This window comes from Kosmotoga sp. DU53 (genome assembly GCF_001639905.1).
Lineage (GTDB): Bacteria > Thermotogota > Thermotogae > Petrotogales > Kosmotogaceae > Kosmotoga > Kosmotoga olearia.
Map to the genome: position 1 here is coordinate 1 of NZ_JGCK01000071.1, position 17,457 is coordinate 17,457.

At 42.7% G+C, this 17,457-nt stretch carries 17 protein-coding genes and 2 pseudogenes; 3 read left to right on the forward strand and 16 right to left on the reverse strand.

Translation table 11 applies throughout. The annotated features are described in order from the left end of the window. The 6 genes from DU53_RS09425 to DU53_RS09450 form a co-directional block, all read right to left on the reverse strand. Positions 1–152, reverse strand: a 152-nt coding sequence (locus DU53_RS09425) for a transposase (RefSeq protein WP_153020852.1), incomplete at its 3' end; no start/stop codon positions are given. A gap of 242 nt (positions 153–394) precedes the next feature. Then, positions 395–1,102, reverse strand: coding sequence for a 2-C-methyl-D-erythritol 4-phosphate cytidylyltransferase (gene ispD / locus DU53_RS09430; RefSeq protein ID WP_015869114.1), 708 nt, complete (start codon positions 1,100–1,102; stop codon positions 395–397). Next, positions 1,099–2,340 (reverse strand): DUF1015 domain-containing protein, encoded by a 1,242-nt coding sequence (locus tag DU53_RS09435; RefSeq protein WP_015869113.1) that lies wholly within the window; start codon positions 2,338–2,340, stop codon positions 1,099–1,101. Before DU53_RS09435 ends, ispD begins: the two co-directional genes overlap by 4 nt. A 31-nt stretch (positions 2,341–2,371) precedes the next feature. Further along, positions 2,372–2,809, reverse strand: a complete 438-nt coding sequence (gene ybeY / locus DU53_RS09440; protein ID WP_015869112.1) for an rRNA maturation RNase YbeY — start codon at positions 2,807–2,809, stop codon at positions 2,372–2,374. Continuing rightward, entirely contained in the window at positions 2,790–4,229 is a 1,440-nt protein-coding gene (locus DU53_RS09445; RefSeq protein WP_049753273.1) for an HDIG domain-containing metalloprotein, read from the reverse strand. The genes ybeY and DU53_RS09445 overlap by 20 nt, the downstream gene beginning before the upstream one ends. After that, on the reverse strand, positions 4,198–5,178 hold the full coding sequence (locus tag DU53_RS09450; protein ID WP_015869110.1) for a PhoH family protein: 981 nt from the start codon (positions 5,176–5,178) through the stop codon (positions 4,198–4,200). Before DU53_RS09450 ends, DU53_RS09445 begins: the two co-directional genes overlap by 32 nt. 164 nt (positions 5,179–5,342) lie before the next feature. Here DU53_RS09450 and DU53_RS09455 point away from each other — a divergent pair, with 164 nt between their 5' ends. Continuing rightward, complete coding sequence (locus DU53_RS09455) at positions 5,343–6,194, forward strand: DegV family protein (protein ID WP_063728486.1); 852 nt, start codon at positions 5,343–5,345, stop codon at positions 6,192–6,194. A 640-nt stretch (positions 6,195–6,834) separates the two neighbouring features. On the opposite strand, the gene DU53_RS09460 is transcribed toward DU53_RS09455, so the two are convergent. From DU53_RS09460 to DU53_RS09505, 10 genes and pseudogenes are all read right to left on the reverse strand, one after another. Beyond that, on the reverse strand, positions 6,835–8,268 hold the full coding sequence (locus tag DU53_RS09460; protein WP_082853909.1) for a proton-conducting transporter membrane subunit: 1,434 nt from the start codon (positions 8,266–8,268) through the stop codon (positions 6,835–6,837). After that, the gene (locus tag DU53_RS09465) at positions 8,265–8,627 is read right to left on the reverse strand and encodes a Na+/H+ antiporter subunit C (RefSeq protein WP_015869107.1); all 363 of its coding nucleotides are present in this window, start codon (positions 8,625–8,627) and stop codon (positions 8,265–8,267) included. The genes DU53_RS09460 and DU53_RS09465 overlap by 4 nt, the downstream gene beginning before the upstream one ends. After that, positions 8,624–9,319 (reverse strand): MnhB domain-containing protein, encoded by a 696-nt coding sequence (locus tag DU53_RS09470; RefSeq protein WP_063728488.1) that lies wholly within the window; start codon positions 9,317–9,319, stop codon positions 8,624–8,626. The genes DU53_RS09465 and DU53_RS09470 overlap by 4 nt, the downstream gene beginning before the upstream one ends. Continuing rightward, positions 9,316–10,011 carry a hydrogenase subunit MbhD domain-containing protein gene (locus DU53_RS09475; RefSeq protein ID WP_063728490.1) on the reverse strand — a complete coding sequence of 232 codons (696 nt, stop codon included), beginning with the start codon at positions 10,009–10,011 and terminating at the stop codon, positions 9,316–9,318. The genes DU53_RS09470 and DU53_RS09475 overlap by 4 nt, the downstream gene beginning before the upstream one ends. Position 10,012: 1 nt before the next feature. After that, positions 10,013–10,285, reverse strand: a complete 273-nt coding sequence (locus DU53_RS09480; RefSeq protein ID WP_015869104.1) for a monovalent cation/H(+) antiporter subunit G — start codon at positions 10,283–10,285, stop codon at positions 10,013–10,015. Then, positions 10,282–10,536 carry a hypothetical protein gene (locus DU53_RS09485; protein ID WP_063728492.1) on the reverse strand — a complete coding sequence of 85 codons (255 nt, stop codon included), beginning with the start codon at positions 10,534–10,536 and terminating at the stop codon, positions 10,282–10,284. Before DU53_RS09485 ends, DU53_RS09480 begins: the two co-directional genes overlap by 4 nt. After that, positions 10,533–10,889: a hypothetical protein gene (locus tag DU53_RS09490; protein WP_063728493.1), complete on the reverse strand. Its 357-nt coding sequence runs from the start codon at positions 10,887–10,889 to the stop codon at positions 10,533–10,535. Before DU53_RS09490 ends, DU53_RS09485 begins: the two co-directional genes overlap by 4 nt. Next, positions 10,886–11,836, reverse strand: coding sequence for a radical SAM protein (locus DU53_RS09495; protein ID WP_063728495.1), 951 nt, complete (start codon positions 11,834–11,836; stop codon positions 10,886–10,888). Before DU53_RS09495 ends, DU53_RS09490 begins: the two co-directional genes overlap by 4 nt. 9 nt (positions 11,837–11,845) lie before the next feature. Further along, positions 11,846–13,112, reverse strand: a pseudogene (gene murA / locus DU53_RS09500) (UDP-N-acetylglucosamine 1-carboxyvinyltransferase). A 332-nt stretch (positions 13,113–13,444) separates the two neighbouring features. Beyond that, positions 13,445–14,683: a competence/damage-inducible protein A gene (locus DU53_RS09505; RefSeq protein ID WP_015869099.1), complete on the reverse strand. Its 1,239-nt coding sequence runs from the start codon at positions 14,681–14,683 to the stop codon at positions 13,445–13,447. Positions 14,684–14,834: 151 nt separating this feature from the next. On the opposite strand from DU53_RS09505, the pseudogene DU53_RS09510 reads away from it, so the two are divergent. Both DU53_RS09510 and DU53_RS09515 read left to right on the forward strand, forming a co-directional pair. Continuing rightward, positions 14,835–16,177 (forward strand): annotated as a pseudogene (locus DU53_RS09510) (GntP family permease). A 15-nt stretch (positions 16,178–16,192) separates the two neighbouring features. Continuing rightward, positions 16,193–17,440, forward strand: a complete 1,248-nt coding sequence (locus DU53_RS09515; protein WP_015869097.1) for a glycerate kinase — start codon at positions 16,193–16,195, stop codon at positions 17,438–17,440. Positions 17,441–17,457: the final 17 nt, after the last annotated feature.

Below are 17,457 nucleotides of genomic sequence, written 5' to 3' on the forward strand. Positions count from 1 at the left end.
CTTTCGTAGCGCTTTACCCAACTCATGATAAGTGAAGCATCCACATCATATTCGACTCCCAATTCTCTGTAACTCTTGTTTGTTCCTAAATACTCCTTAACCAACTTGATTTTGAATTCTGAACTGTATCTTCGCGGTGTTTTTCCTTTCATTCCTTTTACCCCCTTTTTCTTTCCTTTATTCTATGCTGTTGGGCTTCTTTTGTCCAATCCTTTTAGGGGGTAAATATGTCGATTGTCACGTACAACCTACAACGCACAACCCACAACGTTTTTTTATCAACCACGTAGTGGTTCGGAACAACTCCAAAGGAGTTCGTAACACCGGCGTAGCTGGTCGTGTCAATCCCGAAGGGATTCTTGTCGCTGCGCAGCAGCTACCGGTTCTCGGTTTCTCAATTCTCGGATCTCGGTTTATTTAATTTTAATACACACGAAGCTTCTGCCAAATCTTGAGCAGTAGTTATTTTAGGGTTTTTCCCGCCACATTCAAGAATTTTTACTTTTTTGCCAACTCTGAGGAAAAGCTGAGAGTCATCGGTAGCGTTGGTTATTCCCTGTTCCAGTGCGTGAAGATGAGCTTCAAGAATTTCTGCGAAGAAGAAACTCTGAGGGGTTTTAGCGTGCCAGTAAAAAGATCTGTCCGGAACTTTCTCCACAAAACCATCTTTTACGATATATAGAGTTTCTTTTGCGGGTTCAGTTACAACAACACCAATTTCGGGTTCAACTGAAGCAATAATTTTAGGAATGCAATTTTTCTCGAAAAGCGGGCGTGCCGCATCATGAATCATCACAATGTCAGGTTTGACAGGCTCAAGAGCTTTAAGACCATTCAATACTGACAGCTGACGTGTTTCACCACCAGAAACTACTACGACATCATCCAATTCATAACAAGAAAGAATCTCTTTTGCTTTGTCAATCCAGTCTGGATTCATCACAAGAACTGTATGTGAAATAAAAGGAGACCCGTGGAAGATTTCCACGGATCTCACAAATATTTCCTTTCCTTCAAGCTTGATAAATTGTTTAGGAACATTCGCGCCAAAGCGTGTTCCCTTACCACCAGCAACTATGACGGCCGCTACCTTTATTCTCATTTCAACAAATGCACGAAGAGTCCACTTCTGAGTTTTGGTTCAAACCATGTGGATTTTGGTGGCATTATCATGCCCTTATCCGCCACCGTCATGAGCTCATCAATCGATGTTGGGAACATTGAAAAAGCTACTGCCCAACCTTCATTAACCCTCTTTTCAAGTGCGCCAAGTCCTCTAATTCCACCTATAAAATCAATTCTGGGATCTTTTCTGGGATTCTCAATGCCGAGTATCGGGTGCAACAGATTTTCCTGAAGTATGGAAGCATCCAGACTTTTCACAGGATCATTTTCATCGAAGCTACCGGGCTTAGCTCGCAAAACGTACCATTTGCCGTCAAGGTACATTCCAAATTCATGTTTTTTCTTGGGCTTGTACGGAGCCTCAGGTGCCTCTGAAACCTCGAACTTTTCACCAATCTTTTCAAGGAATTCCTCTTTGCTGAGCCCATTCAGATCTTTAACAACTCTGTTGTAATCAAGAACTTGAAGGTGACTGTGAGGAAATATAACGGAAAGGAAGAAATTGTATTCTTCCGTACCCGTATGAGCTGGGTTTTCTGATTTCATCATTTCCCTGACGCGGGAAGCAGATGCCGCTCTGTGATGACCATCAGCTATATAGAGAGCGGGAATCTCTTCAAAAGCTTTCTCTACTTTTTCTATGTCTTCTTTTTCTTTTACAGGATACACTCTGTGAATTACACCATTTTCATCAGTAAAGTCATAAATTGGGGTTAGCTTTTCGACGAGCTCTTTAAGAAGGTTGTCAAATTTCCCGGTAGAGCGGAAAGTTAAGAACACAGGACCGGTATTCGCTCCAACCGTATAAACATGGTTGGCTCTATCATCTTCCTTGTCCTGTCTTGTGAGTTCATGCTTTTTGATGAGACCTTTCTGGTATTCGTCAACCGATGCACATCCAACAACACCTATCTGAACGTGGTCTCCCATCTTTTGCCAATAAATGTAGTACCGCGGTTCGTCATCTTGAACGAGAATTCCTTTTTCAATGAATTCTCTCAGGTTATCACGCGCTTTTTCATAAACAGGTTTTCCGTAATGAGGTGTTCCCTCTGGAAGATCGATCTCCGCACGGATGATGTGCATGAAACTTTCCGGAGTCTTTCCATATTCCTTTGCCTCTTCATAACTAACCACGTCGTAGGGAGGACAGTTCACTTTTTCAACGAGCTCGGCTTTTGGTCTTACTGCTCTAAATGGACGTACTACTGACAAGATTATCCCTCCTTCGAACTACTTAGCTGTTTTATATAGAGATGTTCTTACCGTATTTATTGAAGTAGTCTTCCTGTTTTTCAAACATTATTTTTGCCTCTTCTTCATCTCCTTCATGATCGTAACCAAGTATATGCAAAACCCCGTGTATAAGCATAAGTGAAAGCTCTTCCTGAAAGGTGTTCCCGAACTCTTTTGCCTGCTTCTCTATCGTTTCCAGAGAAATCACTATATCTCCTACCGCTTCTGGATCATCCAGTCCGTATTCGAAGGAAAGAACATCCGTTGGACCCTTTTTATGCCTGTAAGTTTCGTTGTAATAAGTCATCTCTTCATCAGTTGTGAGCAATACATTCAAAGTTGAATCTGGTAATTCGTCCAATTCACTTTCCAATATTTTCACGATCAATTCTTTTAATCTGTCTGTATCAACTTCCTTGCTTGTAGCATTATTTATGATTATTTTCATTGATTCTTACCACCTTTTCAACCTTCTCTTTTGGATATTCTATCCTTGCCTGACTCATACTTATGAGGACTCGAGTAAAAGCTTCTATGATCTTTTCAAGATCTTCGAGATTCAAACCGCTCTTGTCGAGCTGTCGTTCATTGTATATCCCGTTAACAACCTCTTCTACCAGTTCCTGAATCTTTCCGGGCGTCGGATCTTTCAAACTCTTAAAAGCGGCTTCCACAGAGTCTGCAAGCATTATTATTCCCGACTCTTTGAACCTCGGTTTGGGACCAGGATATCTAAAGGAATCGGGATTATCCTCACCAGAGGTTTTCGCCTTGTGATAGAAATATTTCTTAATCCGCGTACCGTGATGTTCCCTAATGACATCTTCGACTAGTATTGGAAGCCTGTACTTTTTCGCCAATTCGACGCCTAATTTTACATGCTCGTTAATTACAAGGTTTGACATAGAAGGGCTAAGGCTTTCATGGGGATTCAATCCACGCTGGTTTTCGGTGAAATATTGAGGTCTTTTAGATTTCCCTATATCGTGAAAGTACGCCGCAACCCTTGCAAGTATAGGATTCGCACCTATCTCTTCTGCCGCGATTTCAGCGAGGTTCGCGATTGAAACGCTGTGTTGATACGTTCCCGGCGCGCTTAAAGACAGGCTCTTCAAAAGGGGGTGGGATAGATTCCCCAGCTCCAGAAGACCTATATTCGAGTATATTCTGCTTGCGTATTCTATATACGGTAGTATCCCGATTACTATTATTGCTGAAAAAACAGGGTTGAAGAAAGAGATCACGAGCTGCAGCAAACTCAATTTGACCTCAAAAAACGAACGTGCAAAGAGGATCAAAGCGAAGATAATACCAGTTTCGAATCCAGCCCGGGCAATATTTATCCTTCTCAGTATATTTCTGGTCGTCAATGTGCTGATGAGAGCAATCGTGGAAAAGATTACGAAACTCTCAATGGTTCCAATAGAAAAAGCAGAAAGGTAAGCCATAAACAAACCCGTCGCAATTCCCACCTCATAGCCAACTAAAATCGTAACGGTGGCCGTCCCAAGAAAGATAGGGGTTATTACCAGCGAGAATTCCGAGGGCACGACTACTGAAATAAAGGAATTTACGAAAACACCTATACTCACAATCATGAAAACAGTATAGCGATAACTTCTATGAAGTCTGAAAAAATGATTGGATTCAAATGACCCCTCGACAAGTATGTACCAGAAAACGATGGCACCAATGAAAAAAGTAAATTTGTTATCCGGTAAAGAGAAAAAAGAAACCCTGCTGAGCAAAGCGATCATTACCGGAAGTAACAGAAGATTCGTTACTCTATCCAGCGAAAGGCTTTTTCGTAATCTACGTAAAAAACCCACGGAGTTTTCAGCGATCATTTTCCTTTGCCTCTCTTTCATAGACATCGTAAGCTCTTATGATCTCTTTCACAATTGGATTTCTAACAACATCATGCTCCGTAAGGTAAACGAAGTCAACACTCTGAATTCCCTTCAAAATCTTTTGAATGATAACAAGACCTGAATCTCCACTGCTTTCTAAGTCTATCTGCGTTATATCACCGGTAACGACCACCCTTGAATTGAACCCTATTCTGGTTAAGAACATTTTCATCTGCTGATACGTTGTATTCTGAGCCTCATCAAGTATTATGAAAGAATTGTTCAAAGTTCTACCACGCATGTAGGCGAGGGGCACGACTTCAACAATTCCCTGCTCTTTGTAATAGCTCAACCTATCAACGGGTAAAATATCTATAAGTGAATCGTAGAGCGGTCTGAGATAGGGATCCACTTTTTCCATAAGCGTTCCGGGCAGGAACCCTAACCTCTCCCCTGCCTCTACCGCAGGTCGGGTCAAAATTATTCTCTGGACCTTTCCCGATCTCAAAAAATCAACAGCCATCGCCACAGCAAGATAAGTTTTTCCTGTTCCCGCGGGCCCTATGGCAAAAACAACTTCATTTTTTCTCATGGAATCAAGATAATGTTTTTGACCAACGGTCTTTGCTTTTACCCGACTTGCCACCAACGTGGAATTCTTAACCTCACGATAGTATCCTTTAAACTCTGATGAACCTTTTCCGTGAATCTGATGTTGCTCAACCATGTACTCAAACTCTCTCCAATCTATCAAATGACCGTCACGGTTCATTTCTATCAATTCATTTACTATTTCTTCCACCATATCCAGGTTTTCTGCATCCTCGCCTTTGATCCAAACTTCATTACCTATTATGGATAACTTTACCTTGAACCTATCCTGAAGATACTTGGCTTTTCTGTCGTACTCCCCAAAAAGCTCTCTAATCTCAACATCGTGAGGAATCGTTATTTTTCTTACTGGCAACTAATCGCCTCCTTATGGATTTGATACATTGAAATTATACAGCATTCTCCTGTTATGTACAGTTTCCGAACAGCATTGACTGTATTGGCGTACGAAAATCGAACGATTATGTGCTAAATTCCTCTGGCACCCCATTGCAACATACCTTGTGGAGGTGATAGAAAATGAAAATCGGTATTGTGACTGATAGCACTTGCGGGCTTGAAAAAGATATATTAAAAAAACTCAAAGTAAGAGTTGTATCCCTTTACATACAAAAAGGGGGAGAATATTACAAAGCAACTGAGATCGATAAGAAAACATACTACGAAGAACTGGAAAATGCTAAAATTCTGCCAATGACCTCTCAACCCAGTCCACAAGATTTTTATGAGGTTTTCAGAGAGTTATCAACGGAATACGATGCGCTTATCGTACCTGTGATTTCAGCAAAGCTCAGCGGAACCTTTGATTCAGCTTCCATCGCGGCTTCTATGCTGGATATAAATATACGCATCGTCGATTCAAAACTGACAAATTACGCGCTGGGTTTCCTCGTAATGAATTTGAAGTCAATGATAGACCAGGGAAAAAGTCTCGATGAGCTCGTTAAGTATGCCGAAGAATTCCATAAAAATATAAGATTGTATCTCTCCGTGGGTTCTCTAAATTACCTGTACAAAGGTGGCCGAATAGGAAAAGCAAAGACTCTGATGGGAAACATATTGAACGTAAAACCGGTCATTGCAGTAGAAAATGGGGAACTCGTTCCAGTTGGTAGCGTCCGCGGAAACAAACGCTTACTTGCTGAATTGATTAAAAGAGCCACCACTCCTATGGCAGGAAAAGAAATCAAGCGAATCGCTATTCTACATGTAAATAGAGAAGATGACGCAAAATACTTGGAAGAAATATTAGCGGAAAGATTCAAAGGAGCCGAGATTTTCATAACCGAACCAGAGCCCGTTGTCGTAACACACCTTGGACCCTCTGCAATCGCGCTTATTACAGAATGGAGGGAGAAGGAAAGATATTAAGAATCGAGATCCGAGAATCCGAGAGCCCGAGAAAGCTGCTTTGCGGCGTCGCGAATCCCTTTCGGAATTGACACGAACTCCTGATAAGAATCGGGAGTCCGAGAGTCCGAGAACCGAGAGGGCCGCTGTGCGGCTAGTTAGCACGCTTCGCGGGGGTGAGCCCAGCTGCGCTGGGGGTAAGCCTGACTACGTCAGGGGTGAGCACTCCTTCGGAGTGGGGAAATAATAGATGCTTGCAGACGCTGTGTCCGGCTTCGCCCTTTATAAACAGAACCCGTCATCCTGAACACCCCTAACCCGTCATCCTGAACTTGATTCAGGATCTCGCACTTGGGAAAACAAAATTCTGGATAAAAGATTTCCAGAATGACGGTGAGCGGAGAAGATTCTGGATTAAACATTTCCAGAATGACAGTTATCCGTTGACTTCTAAAGAATGACAGCGTCGCAAGCCTCAGCCTCGCGAGCGTCGCTTCATCAGCTGACAGCCTTTGCAAGCGTCCTGCTTTCCAACCACGCAGTGGTTCGGAACAACTCCGAAGGAGTTCGTTACACCGGCGCAGCCGGTCGTAGCAATCCCGAAGGGATTCGGAGCGCTGCGTAGCAGCTACCGGTTCTCGGATTCTCGGATTTTACCCTCTCAAATAATAAACGTCAGCATTATCGCGAAGAATATGAGATAAATCAGTAAAGCATTGTCAAGCCTTTCGAAGGTTTTGGGTAAAGGTCTGAAGGATTTTCTTACCATGAAATACAACGGAATTCCAGCTGCGATCATCACCAGGGCATCTAAAACATGATGTGAGTCAAATTCTATTATCCCATGAGCAAATATCGTGAAAATCATGATGGCATAAGCGAGCATAACATTCCATGGCAGTTGAGTTCTTTCTTTTGATGTGCGTATAAAGACAAATTTAGCGAAGCTGATTACCGTTCCAACAGAAGCTATCACCAGGAGATATTTTGCCGGTCCCACGATGGAATCCATTATGCCGTTCTTGGTGACGAAACCGGATGTTAAGGGTGCACCAGCGATTGCCGCTGATCCCACGAGAAGGGGGATATATTCCCTCAGGCGTACCTTCCCGTTCCATTCTTTTATATTCTGTGTACCAAGCCTCTCATAGATGTTTCCTGCTGTCATGAAAAGAAGTCCCTTAAAAACAGCGTGACTGAAAGCATGCCATGCCGCGGCGATGTTGCTCGCTGCAATTATGAAACCGATCTGCGAAAATGTATGGTAAGCCAGAATATTCTTCGCCTTCCTGGCATTCATCGCAAAGATCACACCAGCAACGGCACTGGCGGATCCCACTATGAGGTAAACTCCCCTGAGCCATTCAAAGGAACTGTATTGGAGAAAACGTATTACAAGGTAATCCTCTATTTTGACCATTAATCCGGAAAGTACGGGAGAAATCTCAGTTATGGCGTTGGCATGCGCATCCGGAAGCCACATTGAAAGCAAGAACAAACCCGATTTTACGGAAAGGCCCACAAATATAAGCATAGCAGGTAGTTTATCCATGTTATCCATAGCAGAAAAAGAGAAGGTCCCGCTTCGCATGTAAACGAGCCCTATTCCGATGAGGTAGAAATTAAAGCCAAGGGCTGATATCAACATATATTTCAACGAAGCCCAGATCTGTTTTCCTTTCCTACCATAAGCTATCAATATGAAACTTATTATCGATGCAAGTTCAAAGGTAACATACACATTGAAAAGATCCCGCGTTATAAAAACCGCGTTCAATGAGCCCAAAAGCAAGGTTATGAGAGCATAAAAAATTCCATCATAATCCTTGTGAAGGGAATTCAAAGTCACAGCAAAAAGAACTACCACTACAGCAAGAAGGAAAGGCAAAGCTATTTCATCGTACCCTATGGATATACCTAACGTTCCCCAATTTCCTATCACTGTCTCGTAACTGTTACCGATATTAAGGATCAATATTATCGCTGAAGATACCAACGATACGAACGTCAAGGCCACGGTTATTTTCCTGTGACGATTGAGTATAAGCGATAGGCCACCGAGAAAAAGCGGAATAAGGCTTATGTAAAGTATCATTTCTCCTCTCCTTCGAGAATCTTTTCTATCAGATTTACATCAACGGTATGATACCTGTTGTGAAGCATTATGGTGAAAACGAGCAATAAACTCAAAATTGTAAAACCTATAACTATGCTGGTTATTACCACTGCTTGAGGTACAGGATCAGCATACCGCAACCTCTCGATAGGCAAATAAGGGATTATCGGCGCACTGGTACCGCTTTTCGAAGATATCGCTGTATAGAAAAGCGTGACTGAAGTTTCCACGATACCAAGAGCCAGTATCTTTTTTATCAAATTGGGCGTCAAAAGCATGCCCAATGTTCCCAGAAAGGCTCCGATCAACGAGGTGTATATGGCTACCTCACTTATCATAATGTCCCCCTTCTCACGACAAATTCACTCGTCATTTTCCAGGAACCCGCATAGACTTTGATCCCAACCAAAAGATTTACCAGCGGAATAACCCCTCCGCTGAGAATGCTACCATAGCTCTGTTTCTCATTTATAGCAAGGATAAAATCGGGGAAAGTGACGCTCATTGTCATAATAGAAAGGGTGATTATCAACGCAAGGTTTTCTATGATCTTCACACGCATATTCTCATAGTGAGATAACGCCCTTATAAAGTTCGAGGAAACTCCATAAAGCACTATGCTGCTGGCGAGTATTACTCCACCTGCGAAACCTCCTCCGGGCGACAGATGCCCATTAAGAACCACGTAAAGGAAGACTGTAATGGAAATGGCAACAATACCTGAGCTATATACCTCAGCCGTTCCAAAAACAGTTTGTTCGGATATTTCGCTTTTGGGTTCAGATTTCAGCATACTCGTAACACCAACAACAGCAACCGAAAAAACAAGCACTTCAAAAAGGGTATCGTAAACCCTCGATTGAAGATAAACAGAGGTAACCGTATTTGGGATTCTTACTTTCTCCACGAGGGTTTCTATTTTCCCTTCAACCGCTTCAGCAGCCTTTGTGGCTGAAAAATCAATCTGAAAAATAAACAGAGTAAAAATATAAACCACAAGAATGACCGCAGCAATTTTTTTCAGATTCATAGATACCTCTCCACTATTTTTTTGAGCTCCCCTGTTGCTTCAAGCCCCTTCAGATCAGATATCACAAAGTTCTTCAAATCTTCAGCCGTTTCAGCCAGCAGAAAGACATAATGCGTTTTTCGTGTAGGAACAGCCTCAACCTTCTCCTCAGTAGTTCTTAGAGATTTGAGGTGAAGGTAATCTACCTCCTTATCTCCAAGTTTGAAGAATATGGTTTTAAGATAGGGAATTTTCACAAAAAACCACGCATCTTCCACACTTTCATCTGTCAAACCGCCACAAACTATATCAACCGTTCCCGCTTTTAGAGCTTCAAGTGCCTTTTGAACATTCTCAAACTCAAAGGGTTCTATATGGTACCCTTCAAGCCCCTGTATTCTGGAGATAATTTCCCATTCCAGTCCGTCGAGGTCTTCATTACGCTTGTAGATCATGTACGGAGTGGAAATGTAACCCACCCTGACCCTTCGCTGTTTTCGGATTGCCATGATATAAACAAGGATAACAAGAGTAACACCGACTGTAAATTGGGTTAACGCAACATCAGGAGCTCCGAGTAAAAGCATCATCACAGAAGAAAAGAAACCGAGAATCCCGTACCATATAACTGCTTTGAAGTTTGTTTTCGCGCCAACAATAGCCAACGCTGCCAGAAGGTAAAGCGATGAGAAAATGAGTACGGCAAAGAGCATTCTATCTCCTCCGGGAACTTAAAAAAGCCCTGCTGATAACATGAGAAACTACCGGACCGGAAACAACAAGTATTCCTATCAACACCAGCATTTCAAGAAATGATATAAGCCCGAAAAAGAAGGCCGAAAGAGCTAATAAGCTCAGTCCAACCGTGTCAGAAGCCCCAAGAAAATGCAATGCCTGAACTATGCCATGAGCAAATATGGCTCTTAAAGTACCAATTAAAACAAGGAAACACCCACTGAAGAAAAAGAGAAATGCAAGTATTCTCATTTGCTGTTCCTCACTCCCAAAAAGTACGCGGCTATTATCGTTCCACCAGCATTTAAGAAAAGAAAAATAAGGATTATCTCAGATAGATATCTGATTTCAAACAAAAGCCCCAAAAAAAGGAGCAGCACAAGTACTTTCACGGTTATCGACGAATAGGCAACGAGAAGCTTCCAGGGATTTCTGTCTCTGGAATATAGGAAAAGGATCAAAACAGAAAAAACTGTAACGGCAAGCGCCGTATAGGTTATCATTTTTCTTTCACCCCATGGATGATAAGTTTGTTCCTGTCTTTGTGCACAACCAATTCTTCAGGTGTTAGTGTTATAGAGACAATTTTTCCGAATTCATCTATCCTGTTATCCGGTGAGACTGTTTCTGTAATTGAAAAAAGCTGTCGGGTTAAAAGCAATCTGAAAGCCTGAAAAACCGCCATCGGATATTTGAAAACCAACTTTGTTAGCACCTTGAAACCGTTTCCCTTCGGGATGACTTTTCGACCAACAAGCCAGGAAATGCTTGCGGAAAGAAGGGCAAAAAATAGATTGTCTGAACTAAGCGAAGGCTCTAGCATCATCCAGATCAAAAAGGAAAGGGGAAAAATCATATTCTCCTCCTCAACGGTTTAGCCCTAAAAGGTTCCTTGCTCTCAAAATGTTGCATCCAGCCAGTTAATCCATAAGCTTCAAGAATATCCAGGGCATTTTCATATTCCTCAACACTTATCCTACGGGATATCTCTGGATACTCCTTTGCTTTATATACCGGCCTGTATTGGGACATAAGGGATATTGGAACGGAAAGCGAAAGTTCGAAAGCAACAAATTCTGCCATTTCTCCTGTACCCGCTATCCCATTTGGCAACACAAGGTGCCTGATAATGACTCCGCGCTTCATTCCGTCAACTTCCTTGAAAGCCCCAACCTGTCTGAACATTTCTTTAACAGCCCTTTTAGTGACGCTCCAATAATCCGGAACTCTTGAATAGATTTTCCCTATCTCATCATCACAATAACGTATATCCGTCAGGTAAATATCGACTATTCCTTCAAGTAACCTGAGCGTTTCAACCTTCTCATAACCACTGGTATTATAAACAATCGGAAGCTTAAACCCTTTTTCAACGGCGTACTTTAAAGCTTTCAGTATTCCAGGCAGATTTGGCGTAGGAGTAACCAGATCAAGAGTTTCCGCCCCTTCCTTTTGAATCTCTAAAAACATCTCACCAAGTTCTTCAAAAGTAAAATTCTTACCAGTGTTGTTTTGACTGAATCCAAAATTCTGGCAATAGACACATCCCATCGAACAACCGCTGAAAAATACCGCTCCGGCTCCTCCTTCTCCTACCAGCGGTGGCTCCTCTCCAAAATGAAGCACAACACTGGAAACTCTCGGGTTTTTTTGCTGTTTACAGTAACCTGTAACTCCAGCATTTCTATTAACCCGACAGTTTTTCGGACAGAGCGTGCAGGCATCCAGTTCTTTTTCTATGGTTTCTATGAGCGAATCAAGATATCCGTTCTCAACCTTTTCTAAATACACCGGGTACTTCATCTAATTGCTTCACTCCTCAGGATATATCTCTATCTGTGCCCCTATCGCGGTTAAATTTTTCTTTCAATTTTTCGTAGCCTCTAAATATATGCGCTGCATTCTTTATCACTGTTTGACCTTCTGCTGAAAGAGCTGCAATAAGCATGCCGGCAGTCGCCCTTATATCGGGTGCATATATCTGGGCTCCACTCAGTTTTTCTACTCCTACTATATGAGCGACCCTGTTCATGACTTTTATATTTGCACTCATTCTGTTCATCTCATCTACATAACCAAACCTGTTTTCAAAAACCTTCTCTTCGATTATCGACTCTCCCGGAACTGTACAGAGTACAGCTGTGAGCATTGGCTGCAAATCCGTTGGAAAACCAGGATAAGGTGCCGTGGAAACACGAATTGGCTTTAGCTCGCCAGAAACAGAAACCTCTATACTATTTTTATCGCAAGTTATACTTACTCCAAGCTCATCCAGCACTTTCAGCAAGGCTTCGAGATGTTCCGGTATCACATTTGAGACTTTCACTCTGCCTCTGGTTGAAACACCTGCAAGTAAATAAGTTCCCGCTTCTATTCTGTCGGGTATAATGTGATACTCGATTCCATGAAGTTTCTCCACACCCTCAATTTCTATTCTATCGGTTCCTGCACCTTTAATCTTCGCACCTGCTTTGTTGAGAAAATTCTGAAGGTCCTGTATTTCAGGTTCTCTGGCGACGTTTTCTATTATCGTCTTACTTTCTGACATGAGTGCCGCTACGGTCATTAACTGTTCCGTAGCACCAACACTCGGAAAAGGCAGTTTATAATAAAGTTCTTCCTTAAAACTCGAGGGTTTTTTCGCTATGACATCACCATGTTCCTCTTTTATCAAAAATCCTAAAGCCTTCAAACCTTCAATGTGAAAGTCCACTGGTCTTTGACCTATATTGCAGCCACCCGGCTTCCCAACTTTCGCCCATCCACATACCATTGTCAGCGGGCCAAGAACGTTGAAAGAAGCCCTCATCATCCTAACCAATTCGTAAGGGACATCTCCCATAAGAACATTCCCCGGTTCCACAACAACCCTATTATCCCTGAAAGACACCTTCTTCCCGATTCTTTGGAGAATGGTTAGCATTGTGAAAACATCTTTGAGTTCCGGTACATTGTCCAATACAACCGGTTCATCTATCATAACGGCAGCTGCCAGAATGGGAAGAGCCGCATTTTTTGAGCCGCTGATTGGTACTTCGCCGATTAATTTCCTGCCACCTTCTACGACAATTTCACTCAACTTAATTCCCTCCATTCAAAGCTGATAAGAACGATTAAAGCCACTATTCCATCCAATATCATTCTAACATGGAAAACTGAAAAGCTGCCCTATACCATGATTTTATAGTAAATAACTTTTCCGCAAATTCCTTAAAAAAAAACCGGATCAACGATCCGGCGGATAATGTGGGGGGTCTATCGTTAAGGGGGATAGGGGGGTCGTACTTTCTATTTCATTCTAAATCCGAATTGTTAACTCCACATTTTTGTTAAGAATCACAACGTTTATCGGAAGTAAAACAACAATTAACAACGCATGCGGTCTACCATCGAAAATCTTCAACGATGCTTTCAAACTAAGGGCAACAGCGCTCTTCTCACAAAATCGAGCGCAAACATCGCCGCACGGTTTCTTATTTTATTCCTGTCTCCTCCCAGCTGAAGTTTTTTAACCGCTGTTTTACCGTTTACATAGAGACCGAGATAAACAAGGCCAACAGGCTTTTCAGGTGTACCACCGGTTGGTCCTGCTATTCCAGTAATTGAGAGCCCAATGTCTGTTCCGGCACTCTTCGCAATACCAGAAGCCATTTCAATAGCCGTTTCTTCACTGACAGCCCCGAATTTAGATAGAGTTTCTTTTTTCACGCCAAGTCTTTTGACTTTAGCCTCATTGCTGTATGCAATTATTCCCTCCATGAAAACCTTTGATACTCCCGCAACATTGACTATCTTCGATGCAACAAGCCCACCTGTGCATGATTCAGCCGTGGAGATAGTCAGTCCTGTTTTTCTTAAAAGATTTACCACAATCTCCTCCAGGCTTTCTTCACCCACACCATAGATGTATTCTCCAAGTTTTTCCCGGATTTGCTTTTCAATAGGGGCTATCATTCCCTCAGCCAGTTCTTTGTTATCTGCTCGAGCTGTTATTCTGAGAAGGACCTCACCTTCCTTAGCATAAGGAGCAATGGTCGGGTTGTCCTGATTTTCAATTATCTCCTTGATCTTCTCAACAACAAGACATTCACCCATTCCAAAGACTCGCAGGACCTTAGAATAGAGCACACAATTCTGGAGTTTCATAAGATATGGCATAACAGCCGTTTCAAACATCGGTTCCATTTCCTTAGGCGGTCCCGGGAGAATGATTAGTATTTTCCCGGAATCCTCGATAATACATCCAGGCGCGGTACCATAGAAATTATCGAGGACGATAGCACCTTCAGGAATATATGCCTGTTTCAGATTTCCCTCTGTTAAGTATTCCTCTCTACCTTTGAAATAATCCTTTATCGCCTGCAATGTGGGTTTATGCAAAACAAGTTTTTTTGAAAAAAACTTAGCCGCAGCTTCTTTCGTGAGATCATCTTGAGTAGGTCCGAGCCCACCTGTTGTTATTACAAGCTCACTGCGCTTAAAAGCTTCATCAAAAGCCTGAAGAATCCTATCCATATTGTCGCCCACTACCGTCTGCCTGTAAAGGAAAATACCCAGCTCTGCGAGTTTTTTTGAAAGATATTGCGCATTTGTGTTAAGAATGTCTCCAAGTAAAAGCTCAGTACCTACTGAGATGATTTCAGCCTTCATATTTTCCCATCTCCTTTCATTTTCCGGCTATTGCTCCTTTTCTTTTTCGATTTTAACTCATAGCTTTTGTTTTCTCATCCTCAAAATAGTCAGTAATTCTAACTATTTTATTCTAGAATATGAGAGTGATTCTATATCAGGGGGTGAGATTATGGGAATTTGGTTGGTTATTTTGTTGTTCCTCTCCATATTCTTCATCATCATTTCGACAGTCAGATGGAAATTACATCCTTTCCTGGCCCTGCTATTCGCTGCATTTGGATTCGGTTTGCTTTCAGGAATGAAGCTACCTGATATAATTTCTTCCATTACCGGGGGATTCGGAGGCACAGTAGGAGCAATAGGAATTGTCATCGTCGCCGGAACGATTATAGGAACCTTTCTTGAAAAATCCGGCGGTGCTTATACAATGGCCGAAAGCGTCCTGAAAGTAACCGGGAAAAAGAATGTCCCGCTTGCTATGGGCATCATAGGTTATATAGTCTCTATACCGGTCTTCTGCGACTCTGGCTTTGTTATTCTCAGTCCGCTGAATAAGGCACTCACAAAGCGAGCCGGTATATCCCTTGCTGCCAGTGCGATTGCGCTCAGTCTAGGTCTCTACGCGACTCACACGATGGTTCCACCAACACCTGGACCGATAGCAGCAGCAGGAATACTTGGAGCGGATTTAGGAGTGGTAATACTCTGGGGACTTTTAGTATCAATTCCAGCACTACTAGTAGGGTGGCTTTTTGCCGTGAGAGCAGGGAAAAGGATAAAGATCGATCCAGAACCCGAGCTTACAGAAGAAAATATAGCTGCAAAAATGAAAGAGGCACCCAGCGCTTCTAAAGCTTTCCTTCCAATAGTTGTTCCCATAATTCTCATTCTACTAAAATCCATTTCCGATTTTCCAACAAGACCTTTTGGCGATGGCGCCTTCAGGCAGTTAATCGGCTTTATCGGACATCCAGTAACCGCATTGATGATCGGTATACTCATTGCATTCACCCTGCCAAAAAAACTGGATAAAGAAATGCTTTCCACATCCGGTTGGGTAGGAGAAGCTCTGGTGAATGCCGCTATTATAATCATGATCACTGCTGCGGGCGGTGCCTTTGGTAAAGTTCTCCAAAATTCTGGAATAGCTAAAGTCATAGGAGATACCCTTGCAAGAGCCAATCTTGGCATATGGCTGCCTTTCATAATCGCTGCCGGTATCAAGACGGCACAGGGATCTTCTACGGTTTCTATCATCACAACGGCATCGCTGATGGCACCACTTATGGAACCTCTTGGATTTACCTCAACGGTAGCTAAAGCACTTGTCGTTGTAGCAATCGGTGCTGGTTCCATGGTTGTTTCACACGCTAACGATAGTTATTTCTGGGTTGTTACCCAGTTCTCACGTATGGATGTTAAACTTGGTTATAGGTTGCAAACCCTGGGCACCCTGCTTGAAGGTTGACGGCTGCGGTGCTGGTATGGATAATAAGCCTTGGAGTTTTATAATTGGAGGCGAAAAGCTTGTCAGATCTCAGAAATGACGCTTTAGATATCATTGATTATTCCATTAAGGCTGTTCTTCCTGACAACGCGGTAAAAGAAGCGATAAAAAAGAGAAAACTCCCGGATAAAATAGTTCTTGTAGCAATTGGAAAAGCCGCCTGGCGGATGGCAAAAGCCGCTCATGAAATTGTTGGCGATAAAATCAAATCTGGCGTTGTAATCACAAAATACCATCACAGCCAGGGGAAAATCGGAGATTTGAAGATATTTGAAGCAGGGCACCCTGTCCCCGATGAAAATACTATAAAAGCCAGCAGTGAAGCTCTCAAAATGGTCTCAAATCTTTCTCCGGAAGACACCGTCCTATTTCTTGTTTCGGGAGGCGGTTCCGCATTATTTGAGGTTCCTCAGGAAGGTGTAACCCTTGAAGATCTGACAGGCGTAACAAACCAGCTTTTAAGATCAGGTGCAGATATAGTTGAAATAAATACAATAAGAAAACGATTGTCGGCGGTTAAAGGGGGGCGCTTTGCCCTCCTTTGCAAGCCGGCAAAAGTTTTGGCGCTGGTTCTCTCAGACGTTTTAGGTGATAGATTGGATAGCATAGCTTCCGGTCCGGCATACCCTGATTCAACCACATGGGAAGATGCCATAAGAATCATTCAAAAGTACGGTATTCAACTACGTCCAGAACTTCTCAAAGTATTGAAAAACGAAACCCCGAAATCTCTTGACAATGTTGAAACAGAGATAATAGGCAGCGTATCCAGAGTATGTGAAGTAGCTGCAGAAAGGGCAAAAATGCTCGGTTACGAACCTATGATTTTCACCACAACGCTTGACTGTGAAGCACGGGAAGCCGGAAGCTTCATAGCGGCGATAATACGCGAGGTCGTTACCAGCAGTCGCCCCTTAAAGAAACCCTGTGCATTAATTTTCGGTGGAGAAACGGTGGTTCACGTCCGCGGTAATGGAAAAGGTGGAAGAAACCAAGAGTTAGCACTGGCAGCAGCAACAAAAATAGAGGGATTAAGAGAAGTGGTTATCGCCTCGGTAGGTACTGACGGGACTGATGGACCAACGGATGCAGCTGGTGGGATCGCTGATGGAAATACAGCCCAAAAACTCAAGAAAAAAGGAATAAATATCGAAAGCGCTCTTGCCAACAATGACTCCTATCACGCTCTCGATGCTGTTGGCAGCTTAATAAAAACAGGCCCTACAGGTACTAATGTCAATGACCTCATAATCGCTCTTTGCAAATAATACAAGATATAAGGAGT

Excerpts from the sequence above, each read along its gene's own strand:
- ispD (WP_015869114.1), bottom strand. The coding sequence starts at position 1,102 with ATGAGAATAAAGGTAGCGGCCGTCATAGTTGCTGGTGGTAAGGGAACA.
- ybeY (WP_015869112.1), bottom strand. The coding sequence starts at position 2,809 with ATGAAAATAATCATAAATAATGCTACAAGCAAGGAAGTTGATACAGAC.
- DU53_RS09445 (WP_049753273.1), bottom strand. The coding sequence starts at position 4,229 with ATGAAAGAGAGGCAAAGGAAAATGATCGCTGAAAACTCCGTGGGTTTT.
- DU53_RS09455 (WP_063728486.1), top strand. The coding sequence starts at position 5,343 with ATGAAAATCGGTATTGTGACTGATAGCACTTGCGGGCTTGAAAAAGAT.
- DU53_RS09460 (WP_082853909.1), bottom strand. The coding sequence starts at position 8,268 with ATGATACTTTACATAAGCCTTATTCCGCTTTTTCTCGGTGGCCTATCG.
- DU53_RS09465 (WP_015869107.1), bottom strand. The coding sequence starts at position 8,627 with ATGATAAGTGAGGTAGCCATATACACCTCGTTGATCGGAGCCTTTCTG.
- DU53_RS09470 (WP_063728488.1), bottom strand. The coding sequence starts at position 9,319 with ATGAATCTGAAAAAAATTGCTGCGGTCATTCTTGTGGTTTATATTTTT.
- DU53_RS09475 (WP_063728490.1), bottom strand. The coding sequence starts at position 10,011 with ATGCTCTTTGCCGTACTCATTTTCTCATCGCTTTACCTTCTGGCAGCG.
- DU53_RS09480 (WP_015869104.1), bottom strand. The coding sequence starts at position 10,285 with ATGAGAATACTTGCATTTCTCTTTTTCTTCAGTGGGTGTTTCCTTGTT.
- DU53_RS09485 (WP_063728492.1), bottom strand. The coding sequence starts at position 10,536 with ATGATAACCTATACGGCGCTTGCCGTTACAGTTTTTTCTGTTTTGATC.
- DU53_RS09490 (WP_063728493.1), bottom strand. The coding sequence starts at position 10,889 with ATGATTTTTCCCCTTTCCTTTTTGATCTGGATGATGCTAGAGCCTTCG.
- DU53_RS09495 (WP_063728495.1), bottom strand. The coding sequence starts at position 11,836 with ATGAAGTACCCGGTGTATTTAGAAAAGGTTGAGAACGGATATCTTGAT.
- DU53_RS09505 (WP_015869099.1), bottom strand. The coding sequence starts at position 14,683 with ATGAAGGCTGAAATCATCTCAGTAGGTACTGAGCTTTTACTTGGAGAC.